This window comes from Stieleria tagensis, assembly GCF_024129865.1.
GTDB lineage: Bacteria > Planctomycetota > Planctomycetia > Pirellulales > Pirellulaceae > Stieleria > Stieleria tagensis.
Genome location: NZ_JAMYFE010000008.1, coordinates 102,529 through 113,987 on the forward strand (window position 1 = coordinate 102,529; position 11,459 = coordinate 113,987).

Annotated in this window: 8 protein-coding genes; 3 read left to right on the forward strand and 5 right to left on the reverse strand. The window is 57.9% G+C overall.

Going from position 1 to position 11,459, the window contains the following annotated elements; translation table 11 throughout:
* Positions 1-164 precede the first annotated feature (164 nt).
* A complete protein-coding gene (locus tag NHH03_RS00945; protein ID WP_253153779.1) occupies positions 165-3,233 on the reverse strand; it encodes a [protein-PII] uridylyltransferase family protein in 3,069 nt (1,022 codons plus the stop codon).
* A gap of 425 nt (positions 3,234-3,658) precedes the next feature.
* Here NHH03_RS00945 and NHH03_RS00950 point away from each other — a divergent pair, with 425 nt between their 5' ends.
* Positions 3,659-5,296, forward strand: coding sequence for an RNA polymerase sigma factor RpoD/SigA (locus NHH03_RS00950; protein WP_390895476.1), 1,638 nt, complete (start codon positions 3,659-3,661; stop codon positions 5,294-5,296).
* Positions 5,297-5,517: 221 nt separating this feature from the next.
* On the opposite strand, the gene NHH03_RS00955 is transcribed toward NHH03_RS00950, so the two are convergent.
* The 3 genes from NHH03_RS00955 to NHH03_RS00965 all read right to left on the reverse strand — a co-directional run bounded on the left by NHH03_RS00955 (position 5,518) and on the right by NHH03_RS00965 (position 7,786).
* Positions 5,518-5,868 (reverse strand): hypothetical protein, encoded by a 351-nt coding sequence (locus tag NHH03_RS00955; protein WP_253153781.1) that lies wholly within the window; start codon positions 5,866-5,868, stop codon positions 5,518-5,520.
* Entirely contained in the window at positions 5,868-7,493 is a 1,626-nt protein-coding gene (locus NHH03_RS00960; protein ID WP_253153795.1) for a permease, read from the reverse strand. Before NHH03_RS00960 ends, NHH03_RS00955 begins: the two co-directional genes overlap by 1 nt.
* Positions 7,494-7,573: 80 nt before the next feature.
* On the reverse strand, positions 7,574-7,786 hold the full coding sequence (locus tag NHH03_RS00965) for a hypothetical protein (RefSeq protein WP_253153783.1): 213 nt from the start codon (positions 7,784-7,786) through the stop codon (positions 7,574-7,576).
* A 68-nt stretch (positions 7,787-7,854) separates the two neighbouring features.
* Here NHH03_RS00965 and NHH03_RS00970 point away from each other — a divergent pair, with 68 nt between their 5' ends.
* Together NHH03_RS00970 and NHH03_RS00975 are read left to right on the forward strand one after the other, a co-directional pair.
* Entirely contained in the window at positions 7,855-8,535 is a 681-nt protein-coding gene (locus NHH03_RS00970) for an RNA polymerase sigma factor (RefSeq protein ID WP_253153785.1), read from the forward strand.
* Positions 8,536-8,720: 185 nt separating this feature from the next.
* The gene (locus NHH03_RS00975; protein WP_253153786.1) at positions 8,721-9,776 is read left to right on the forward strand and encodes a hypothetical protein; all 1,056 of its coding nucleotides are present in this window, start codon (positions 8,721-8,723) and stop codon (positions 9,774-9,776) included.
* Between the two features lie 13 nt (positions 9,777-9,789).
* Here NHH03_RS00975 and NHH03_RS00980 read toward each other — a convergent pair whose 3' ends face one another.
* Positions 9,790-11,274, reverse strand: coding sequence for a hypothetical protein (locus NHH03_RS00980; protein ID WP_253153787.1), 1,485 nt, complete (start codon positions 11,272-11,274; stop codon positions 9,790-9,792).
* Positions 11,275-11,459: the final 185 nt, after the last annotated feature.

An 11,459-nucleotide genomic window follows, 5' to 3' on the forward strand; every position in this document is an offset into this window, starting at 1 on the left:
GGCATCGGTTTCGTGAGTGTGTCACGAATCACGACCGCGATTTAGCATCGCAGGAACAACAAGGGGCGAGTTTACCGTAGCTGATCCCGCCAGGGTTCAGTCTTTTACAGTGCAAATCTCAGCCCTGGCGGGATCAGCTACGGCGGTCATTGATCATGCGACGTTTAGGTGGCTGCGTCAAAGATCTCGTCAAAGATTTTTCGGTTACTAGCTCGGGCTTGCTGGACCAGTACGCCGATCATCGTCGGATCGGGCTCGTCCATCAAGAATGCCAAGTCACGCAGGCTCGATTCGTCCTCTGGCAATTCGTGTCGTGCCAAGGTGTTCATCAACCGCAAATTGGCTTCGACACCGCGCAGTGTTCGGTAGTTGTTGATCAACCGCGCCGAATGATCTGACGACATGACCCCGGCTTTGGCGAGTTGCTGCAGCGCCTCGATCGTACCGGTGACAAAAATCTTGGGATGCTCGCCGACGTGACACAGCATCAACATCTGCGTGATGAATTCGACATCCACGGTTCCACCGGCACCACGCTTCAAATTTTCCTCGCTGGCCGTTTCTTGGATCCGCCCGCGTAGATCACGAATTTCACCAGCCATCGCGCTATGCCACTGGGTCATCCGCAATGTGGACACCAGGGCATCACTGGCCTGTCGACGAACATGCCTGGATCCGGAAATCACGCGGGCCTTGCACAACGCCAACCGCTGCCACAACGGCGCCATGTCGCGTTGGAAACGCCGTGTGAATTGGTCGACCGCGACCGCCAACACGCCCTCTTCCCCGGTCGGCCGCAAGCGACCGTCCAATTCATAAAGACGGCCGTGCTCTCCCGCATGGTTGATTCGTTTGACAATTGCCGATGTCAGTTGGTTAAAAAACTGGGCGTTGCTGATCGTTTTCCGCGGGCCACCGACACGGCGCTCGGTTTGGCCATCGGCGGTGTACAAGAACACGACGTCCAAATCGCTGTGGTAGTTCGGCTCGCGACCGCCAAATTTCCCCAGTGCGACCGCCACCAATTCAGCCGGTTCCCCGTTGGCGTCGACCGGGTCACCGAACCGTGCGGCCAACCGTTCCTGCTCGTGTTCGGCAACGCGGCGCACACAGGCTTCGGCGGTATCCGACAGCGATTGATGTGTGGCTTCGACCGGTTCCTTGCCCAAGATGTCGCGCACACCGATCATCAAATGGGCGCTGTTTTTAAATCCGTGCAGCACCAGGTCGATGTCCTCGGCGCGCCGGCACAGATCGATCGATTGCGCGTCCAATCGTTCCGCCGATGGCAATCGATTCATCAGCAACGAATCGATCAGTTCATCGATCATTCCCGGTGTCGCGATCAAAATGTCGCTTAAATAGGGTGTCGCGGCGCATAATCGAATCATCAACTGCATCGTCGCGCGGTTGGTCCCCAACAGTTCCCAGAGACTGGATTTGCCGCCGATCGAATCAGCCACTTCGGCCAACGTCCGCAACGTCCGGTCTGGATCCGGTGTCTTGGCGATCTCCGCCAACAAGTCCGGCGCGATCGAAGCAAAAAAGTGTCGGCAACGACGCCGCGACAGAAAACGAACCGATTCGGTGGCCAACGAGCGAATGTGATCCATCGCGCGAACCGGGTCCTGCAAACCGTGACGGCGCAGTGTCTGGCGAACCAGTTCCGGGTCGGGCGACGGGTCGAGCACCAATTCGGTCTCCATCGCGAACTCGTCCGGCGCATCACCATCATCCCCACGCGGCGCGTCGACCATCAAATGATTGAGCACCTTGCGGTTGAGTTCAAAGGTTTCCTTCAATTGCTCCTGAAATCGCTGCAGGTCGCCGCTGCGTCCATCGGCATCGCGGATCCCCAGGTGCCACGCCAATCGACGACGCATCAAATCGTCGTCCGGCAAACAACTGGTCGAACGCCCAAACATCACCGAAAGTTGATGCTGCAACCGACACAGTCGCGCATACCCTTTGGCCAACAAACTGCCTTCCTGGTGTGTCAAACATCCTTCGCGCTGCAATTGATTGATCGCTTCGGCCGTGGTGCCGACGCGAACCGATTTACTGTCGCCGCCGTGCAATAATTGCAAAAACTGGATCATCAATTCGATGTCCTGCCGACCACCGGGCGCCTTGGCAATGTCATCGCCACTGGCCGACCCGGACACGAACCGACGTTTCAGTTTGCGGCGCAGCGAGCGGATGTCGGCAAAATCCTGGCGGCTCATAAACCGACGATAGATCCATGGCTGTAGCCGCTGTAGAAAACCACGTCCCAGTTCATCGTCACCGGCGACCACGCGAGCCCGAGTCAGCGCGACGCGCTGCCACGTGCGGCCGTCGGATTCCAATCGCCGCGCATTCAATTCACTGCTACCGATCAGAACCTTCTCACCGAGCGGCCGGAAGGAGGTATCGATTGAAATATTCAGTGCCGATGAATCATCCGCCCCGATCAACGTCACGAGATCTTCGACCACTTGATTGACGAAATCGCGATGGGTTTGGTTCTTTTCTTCAATCGCGTCATACAAGAACAACAATTCCAACGGGCATCCATATCCCATTTCTTTGCCGCCCAGATGCCCCAAACCGATCACTGAAAATCGTACCGGTTGGCCATCGATGCGATGCGGCACACCGTGTTGATCGGCCAGTCGACGGACCACAAACTGCAACGAGGCTTCCAGGACTGCGTCGGCCACAAACGCCAATTGTTGCCCGACATGCTCGGGGCTGAGATCACGAACAAATTCGCCATAGGCAATGCGGACAATTTCGCGGCTGGTGAACTTGCGAATCGCCAGCGCCGCGCGGTTGGGGCTGTCCAGTTTTTCTAACTCGGCGACCATTTCATCGACCAGGAACTTTCGCTCTGCCGGTTGGCCGTCACTGGCCCGCATTAGATCAAAACTTTCCGGATCGGCGATCAACCGGTTGGCCAGCGTTTGGCTGGTTGCAAACACTTGCAACAACGCCGACAAAGCCGCTTCGTCACGCTCAAATAACGACAGCAGTGACGTCGGCGATCGACTGGCGGCGATAAACCGATCCAGGTTCGAAATCGTTGCGTCCAGATCATCCAGTTCGGCAAAATGCTGCTGCAAGCGGCCACGCAAAGTGGTGAGCAACTCCTGCGGCGCGCCGCATTTCCAGATCGATGACAGATGTGCGTGGGCAACCGACCAATTGCCCAGTCTGGACGAGTCGACCCAATCAAACGTTTCGTCGATCATTGCGGCGGGTTTCGGCGTGACAGGGTTGGAGGACGACGAAGGCTGCGGTTGCACGGAGTTTTCATCCAGGACGAGGAATTGAAAGGGAACTCTGTCAAACCTCGCCTAGTCTAAATTCCCAAGGGTTTTCCGGTAAGTCCGTGTCCAGTGACCTACGTTTCACTGCCGCCGGGTCGACCTGCAACACAGACCGACAGGGGGCGACTGACAAGCGATCCAGCCTAGCGCATCGTTCGGACCGCCGCCAATCATTGTTCGATCGCGGGGCGCCATGTCGCCTCTGAGGTTGAATTTTTGCAACATCGACCTGTGGTTTTTTTGCCACACCCCCGATGTCGCCGGCTGCGGACCACTAAACGCAAACCCTTACCCTGAAAAGACTTGCATGCATTCCGAACGCTCGAAATCAGCGGTCGGCATCATTGATGCTGTTCCCTTGCTGGACCAAACCAAACATTCCAAGCGGGGATCTTAAGGAGATGTTGATGGGTAACAGGATGAGCGGACGCAGTCTTCAGGATGATGCATTTGCCGCCGAAGAATCAGTGGATCGACGCAACCGAGTGATGGGCGATGAATTCGTCAACGATCACTTGGAAGAGCTACCGGTCGACCCCCGCGCCGCCAGCGAAGGAATCGAAGCCGAATCGGATCCCACCGAAGATCCCGTGCGGATGTACCTGATGCAGATGGGGCAGATCCCCCTACTGACTCGCGATCAAGAGGTTTCCGCGGCCGTCCAGATCGAAACGACGCGGGATCGCTATCGCCACTGCATGCTGGCCACCGATTTCATGCTGCAGGGATCGCTGAAACTGTTGCAGCAGGTCCGCGATAAACAATTGCGGCTCGACCGCACCATCGAAGTCAGCGTGACCAACGCGGTGGAAAAGAAAGCCATCATGCAGCGGATCATTCCCAATGTCCGCACCCTCGAACACCTGTTGAGTCAGAACCGGGCCGACTACTTCACGGCAATCAACAAACGGCTGCCGATTCGTCAGCGCCGCGCGGCGTGGAAAAACCTGGTCGTCCGTCGCAACAAGGCGGTTCGGTTGGTCGAAGAAATGAACTTGCGTACCGGCAAGCTGCAACCGATCTTTGAAAAACTGACCAAAGCATCGCGCCGGATGAACGAAGTCCGCCATCAATTGCGGAACGGTTCGCCCACCGAACTGCCGGGGATGCCCGACGATCAACAACTGCGCAGCGAGCTCAGCTACCTGATGAAGCTGACCTTTGAATCACCCAAAACACTCGACCGCCGAGTGAATTCGTGCGAGCAACTGCGGGAAGATTACGAAGCGGCCAAGCGAGTGCTATCGGCCGGTAACCTGCGACTGGTTGTTTCGATCGCCAAAAAGTATCGCAACCGCGGGCTGTCATTCCTGGATTTGATCCAAGAGGGCAACACCGGCCTGATGCGCGCGGTGGATAAATTTGAACACGCCCGCGGCTATAAATTCAGCACCTATGCGACCTGGTGGATTCGCCAAGCCATCACACGCGCGATCGCTGACCAAAGCCGCACCATTCGCGTGCCGGTCCACATGATCGACACCATGAATAAGATCCGCCAAATCACCCGCGACTTGGTTCAGGAAAATGGTCGCGAACCGACCGCCGAAGAAGTCTGTGATCGCAGCGGGCTGAGTCTGGAAGACACCCGCGTGATCCTGAAAATGAGTCGCCAACCGTTGTCACTGGACCAACCGGTCGGCGATCATGACGACAGTGTGTTCGGTGAATTCCTGCAAGACCACCGCACCGACGATCCGTTGCTAGAAACCAATCGTCAAGCGCTCAAGGCGCAGATCGGATTGGCGATGGAAACACTGAACTATCGCGAACGCGAAATCCTGCGACTGCGCTACGGCCTGGCCGATGGCTACACCTACACGCTGGAAGAAGTCGGCCGGATCTTTCAAGTCACCCGCGAACGCGTTCGTCAAATCGAAAGTAAAGCGGTCCGCAAACTGCAGCAACCCTATCGCTCCCGATCGCTCGCCAGCTTCCTAGACGGCGTCGATGTGTCGCTGCTTGAGGGTAGCGAATCACTGTAGCAAATCGTCACCGCAGCGCCTGCGATCCCAAACTCCAGCGCACCTATCTAGAGGTTTCATTCTGGTAGGAACCCGGGTGCGTGAGTTTTGAAGTTGCGCTTTGATGGTAGACGCGAAGCGTCAGCGAGGGACTTAGGGTGGCACCGGGATCCCTCGCTGACGCTTCGGGTTACCAAGAACCAATGCCCCGCGCGACGATCGGAAACCGCAGCTGGGTTGCGTTAACGCCTGCGAAAGGATCGAGCCAACGCCGACAGGGTGATTAACCCGCCGACGATCGGAATCGCTGGCAGGATCAATCGTGGCTGAGCTGCGATGACGATTAAAGCGATGACACCGATCACCGGCGCGCTGGCGGGCAACCATTTTGCCGGGCGTTTGAGCGAGGGCCAGGCCAGCCACAGCGCGGCCATCACGATCCCAATCCGCCCACAGGCGGCCGCCGCGAACTGGCCGCTACTGCCGCTCATGAACCACCACGCCGCCAACGAGAGCAACAACATGGTGATCGAGAGCAGCAACGCCATCAGCCGGCGGATATCAGAAACATTGAACGGATCGCTTCCTGACATCAGGGCTCAGTGGTGCAACGGGGGGTAGAAACAGCGGAATCGTGCGGGCAAGCGTCTGTGCTGACGTCTGAGTGCACCCCCACAGGCAACCAGCGGCGCCAAATCAGCAGCATCACTCCCACCACAGCATAACCGACGGCAAACTCGAACACTTTGGAACGGTACTGATCACTCAACACGATCTCTCCCCAGTGGCTTGGGCCGAACGGTAGGAATAACCGATTGCCATCCAGCGGGGAATGCATCAAACCAACCAGTGTGAACAGGCTGCATACAAAAAACACCGTTCCCGCCACTCGCAGATTGCGATCGATCGATGCCGCCAGCCCCCATGCCCACAACAAACTGGTCAGGATGAAACCGCTGCCCAGCATTGTGATCGCCAAGTACTGTTCTTGAAACACGGCGTCCAACTGGTCCAGCGTGATCCCGCTTTCACGCAATGCACTGTCGCTCAAGATGCGGCCGGCAACATTCAGCACCAGCGCGGCCAGCGCCGGCAAACAGGCCAGACCGATCGCCGCATAGTGGCGTTTCGGAGTCGCAGAAAAACTTTGCGCTGTGATTTCCAATCCGATGAACACCAGAATCGGCAACACCGCAGGTTTGGGGATAATGTCGTTGAGCAACGTGAAGTAGCCAACCAATCCGGCCGAACCGATCACCAATGCGGTGCCCAATGTGTAACCGGCGCGGCCACCCATCGCTTTGTAAGCCGGATGTCCAATGTAGGGTGTGGTTTGAATCACACCGCCGGATAACCCTGCGATCAACGTCGCAATCGCTTCCACACCGATGACGGTCGGCGTGTCATACACATCGCCGGCCGCGGCAGCGCTTTCGGTACAGTCGATCCCACCCACGACCGTGGCAATTGCAAACGGCAACGCGATTGGCAGGTAGGGCAGGGCGTCCGGCCAAGCCGACAACCAACCGCCGCTCCAAGTCTGCATCCAGCGCGTTGGAAACCAGTCGATCGGACTCATCTGAGGAAAGTGATAGCCATCGATCCCCAGACCGCACAACAAGTAATACAGGCACCCGGCGACGATCAGGGCAGCGAGGGTTCCCGGGACGCGACCAGGAAACGGCACCCGAGCGATCAAAGTCGTCAACACAATCGCCAGCGCTACCAAACCTGGAAGCGGATGGCCCAGGATTTCCGAGAGCGGCAAGAAACTGATCAGCACCAACGCGATCGCAGCCAACGAACCAAGCAATCCGGCGCGGGGAACGACACGGCGAACCCAATTGGTCGCCGGCGCCATCAGCAATTTCACAATCCCGCTCATCACAATGCACCAGATGCCAATGGACCACGTCCGATAGGCAGCCGCGTCAACGGTCAAACCAAGCCCATCGACGCCCTGGCGAAAGGACGGACCCAAAATGAACAGCGTGATCCCGAACACGCTGGGTGTGTCCAAGCCCAGCGGCATCGCGGTGACATCGTTGCGGCCGGTCTGCTTGGCGAGCCGAAAGGCAAAGTAAACGAACGCCAGATCACCCACCAAAACGCCCAACGCGGTTCCGGGAACCAATGCCGAAATGGCAAAGTCCGTGGGGAAACCAAACCCCGCCAACAGAATCACCAACAAAAACAATCCGGTTAGATTATCCAGCATCAGCCCGAAGAACGCATTCAAATCGCCGGGCGTGATCCATTGATAGCGATGGCCGTCTGCCGCCGAATCGTTTTCTGCGTTCACTGGAAATCCTGATCAGAACGTTGCATCGCCGCGCCGACCAATGGACGCGCCGGAAGTGGTTTTAACTGTCCATTCGGCAAATTAATGGCGGTTTCAGCGGCGACGGAGACGAATTCATTAAAAAACGCTTTGACGACCGAGCCATTTGGCGAGATAATGCGTAGCAACACACACGGCATAGTGCCTGACGCTGCGGAACCAGAAAACACCTAAACCCGCTCCGTAGGGCAATGACGCCTCCACTAACGATCCAACTGTTCGTCCAGGTCCCGCACCGATGCCCGCTCCAACAGCCCCGGCCCGAAACGCTTCGGTCGCCCAGAGTCCCGAGCCGCTGCGCGGCGAACGGGATGCATCGATCGACGAGGCGACGGACGAATCACTGCTCGCCGACTATCTGAAGACCGGCGATCGCCTGCTGTTCAATCAACTGATCGCGCGGTACCAGCGCGAGATCTACAGCTACTTGCGACGCTATATCGGCAGCGTCGAACTCGCCGAGGACGCGTTTCAAGGCACGTTTCTGCAGGTCCACCTGAAGTGCAGCCAATTCGATAGCTCGCGGCGTTTCCGCCCTTGGCTGTACGCGATCGCAACCAATCAAGCCATCGACGTCCAGCGTCGCAATAAACGCCATCGGATGGTCAGCCTAGACCGAACGCCGAACGATACCGAACAGCGCAACGCCAGCTGGGCTGAAAAATTGGTCGGTGGCGCCCCGGACCCGTTGGTTGCTGCGTCAAAGCAGGAAAACGGGGCTTGGATGCAGCGATCGATCAAAACGTTGGGCCAACCGCTGCAGCAAGTCATTCAACTGGTTTACTACCAAGGCCTGAAGTACCGCGAAGCGGCCGACGTGCTGGGAATCCCTGTCGGCACCGTCAAGAGTCGTCTGCACGCTGCCGTCCAACGACTCGGTGTGATGTGGGACGAATCGCATGAACCAACGGCTGAATGAATTGGGCGGTTGAAACTTTGCACCGAACCGGCCGGGCACCTTGCCCGTAAACTGGATCAGACCCCTGATTGTGATTGGCCGTAAACCGCACTGACTGATACCCACCGCCTTTTAGCCCGCCGCACTTCCTGTCGATGCACGAAGACCTGCTCGGATATCTGCTTGGATCACTTGAACCAGACGAGATGCAACGCATTTCGGACTGGCTACGTGACAATCCAGAGGGACAGGCTCAGTTAGCGGAAATCGAGCGCAATTTGCGGCCTCTCGAGGAAGGCTTTGAGGCGATCGAAGCGCCCAGCGAAGACCTTTTGGCGCGGACAATGGCCGGCATCCCAGCGGGTTTGCCGCCCCAGGCCGACGAGTCATCGGACCGCCGCGATGCGCCGCAGGTCAGCTTGTCCGAAGTCGACTTGATGCGTGAGTCCGGCGCCCGCAGCAGTCGCTGGAATCGGTTCGACTCGATCGGCGGCCTGCTGTCAGTCGCGGTGCTATTGGCGTTGCTGTTGCCGACCATCGCGGCGGGACGATTCGAATCCAGAAAGGTGGCTTGCCAAGACCAACTGCGTGAACTCGGGTTGGCACTGATGCAATATGTCGGCCGCGACCATCAAGGCCGGTTGCCACAGGTTGCCCAGTCGGGACCGGAAGCATTTGCCGGTGTCTATCTGATCCGATTGGCTGATGCGGGATTATTGAACACAACCGACCCACGCTGGTGCCCCTCAGCTGGCAAGCCCCGTTTTGAACCCTCGCCAACACTGCAACCTTCGGACTTCTATCCGCCCCATTCGAACTCGACACTGTCGACGGGAACGCTGGCAACGCGGACTCTGCCGAGTGCAGCACAGTTGCACCATCTGCCCGTCAATCAATTGCAACGGACCCAGCAAACTGTAGGCGGCCACTATGCCTACAACCTGGGTGTGATTGGCGACCAGGGGTATTCGTCCCCACGCTACGAAGCACGAACTTCGTTTGCGATCATGTCCGATGCACCGCTGGGCAAAACGATCGCTGCCGATGGAACGATCCAGATGCGATTCAGTCACGGCGACCAAGGATTGAATGTGCTGTACGAGGACGGAGCGGTCCACTTCCTGCGTGGCGACGCCCTGGACGCACTGCCCGACAATCCATTGCTCAATCACAGTGGCACCAACGAAGCCGGCGTGAACATCGACGATGCCAGTCTGGCGCCCAGTTGGCAGCCACCCTTCACCGGATCACCGCAGCGTTAGTGAACGGTCGATTTCACGACGCCTGTTCCTGATCATCCTCGTCGCGTTCGAGCGCCGAAAATTCGATGACCTCGCCCATCGCCAGGGCCAATCGCCCCAGCATTGCGAAGTACATGAACACCACGGCGACCGACAACACCACGCCAATTGCAACGCTGGCGGGGCTGTAGGAACAAGTCAGAAAGTAAGCAAACAGGGCTGCGAAAAGCATTCCCGATGAAAAGTAAAATGCGCCCCAATCGTCTTGGCATTGAGTGATACTCTTGCCAACGTCCGTCGAAAACGGCGACGTGACACTTTGCTCATCCAACATCGACAACAAGATGATCGGGAACGCCACGTAGACCGAGAACATCACAAATCCGATCGCCACCACCGGCGGTGCACCGAACAGTTTGGTGATCACATAAGCCGGTCCGACCGCGATCGCCGTCGCGGTGATCACCAACCACATCGATTCCATCCAACCGGTCGGATCGACCGTGGGCCAGTCTTCGATGCGTTCATGCTGGTTCGCAACGCCGAACAGGATTGCAAACCCACAGGCAACCGAGACCGCGATGCCGATCATGGCCAACGGGATCGCGCCGATCGCAAACACGGGAAACGCAAACGTTAACGCGGCCGGGATCGCCAATAGCAACGACACTCCGACGAAGTGAATGATCACGCCGGTGTCCAAGAAAATCCCAAACACAGATTTGAACCAACCAATCGTGCTGGGGACATCCGTTTTCGGCTTGTACTCTTTGTCCGGCTCCGCTTCGGCCGCCTTCATCAATTCCTGGGCGTTCTTTTGAAACGGATCCGCTGGACGGCCCGGGCCGCTGGTCTCGGCCAGATCAAACATCGCGGATTGTGCTTGCGGCTTGGGCGGCGCGGCTTTCTTTGGCGGCGGCGGCACACGAATTTCACTGTAACAGTCGCTGCATTTGATCGTCTTGCCAGCCTGCTTGGCTTTGGCGTACAGCACGCTTCCACAAATCGAGCACTTCACGCGAAAGGTGTCTTCGTCACCCAATTCACGCGCCGCTGCGGGTTGGGATCCGGCACCCGATTCCGCTCCGGATGATTGCCCCGAGGCGGGCATCATCGAATCCAATGACGGCAGCCCCGCGAACAGGTCGTCCGGATCCGAATCGCCGAATCCCGAGGCACCAAATCCCGCTGAATCCGCATCGGTTTCGTCGATCAATTCCACATCCAATCCTTCGTCATCGTCATCCAGGAACGGATCTTCGTCGCTCGGCGATGCGTCGGCCGCAGTGCTGGTCGGCTGATCGGCCGCGACGGGCCGCTGCGGGGTGGCGGGCGACGCGGTGTCCGGGTCCGCCAGCGAAAGCCAATCCTCGTCTTCGGCGCTCGAACCGGCACCGCTCAATGAGGCGGGCGCCAGAAACTGTTTCAAGCAACTGGGGCACTGCACCCGCTGGCCGGCTTGCCCCGCTTGGACGGAGACGGCGGAATGGCATTTGGGGCAATGGACGATTTCAGGCATGGATCATCAGACTAGAAGGGCTCAACAGCTTCGCCAAACGAACCGCGGCGAAACACTTCAGTCGATTTTATCCGCTGGGGACAGAGAACTTCTAGCCGACGATCCAAGTTTGAAGTTGCGTGTTTGCGTAAGACATTGAATTTTGGCAACTCGTCGCGTGAGTATTGAAGTTGCGCTAAACAGTC

What these genes read in the sequence shown, in the direction of transcription:
- NHH03_RS00960 (WP_253153795.1), bottom strand. Translation starts at nt 7,493, where the DNA reads ATGCTGGATAATCTAACCGGATTGTTTTTGTTGGTGATTCTGTTGGCG.
- NHH03_RS00970 (WP_253153785.1), top strand. Translation starts at nt 7,855, where the DNA reads ATGCCCGCTCCAACAGCCCCGGCCCGAAACGCTTCGGTCGCCCAGAGT.
- NHH03_RS00950 (WP_390895476.1), top strand. Translation starts at nt 3,659, where the DNA reads ATGCTGTTCCCTTGCTGGACCAAACCAAACATTCCAAGCGGGGATCTT.
- NHH03_RS00980 (WP_253153787.1), bottom strand. Translation starts at nt 11,274, where the DNA reads ATGCCTGAAATCGTCCATTGCCCCAAATGCCATTCCGCCGTCTCCGTC.
- NHH03_RS00945 (WP_253153779.1), bottom strand. Translation starts at nt 3,233, where the DNA reads ATGATCGACGAAACGTTTGATTGGGTCGACTCGTCCAGACTGGGCAAT.
- NHH03_RS00975 (WP_253153786.1), top strand. Translation starts at nt 8,721, where the DNA reads ATGCAACGCATTTCGGACTGGCTACGTGACAATCCAGAGGGACAGGCT.
- NHH03_RS00955 (WP_253153781.1), bottom strand. Translation starts at nt 5,868, where the DNA reads ATGTCAGGAAGCGATCCGTTCAATGTTTCTGATATCCGCCGGCTGATG.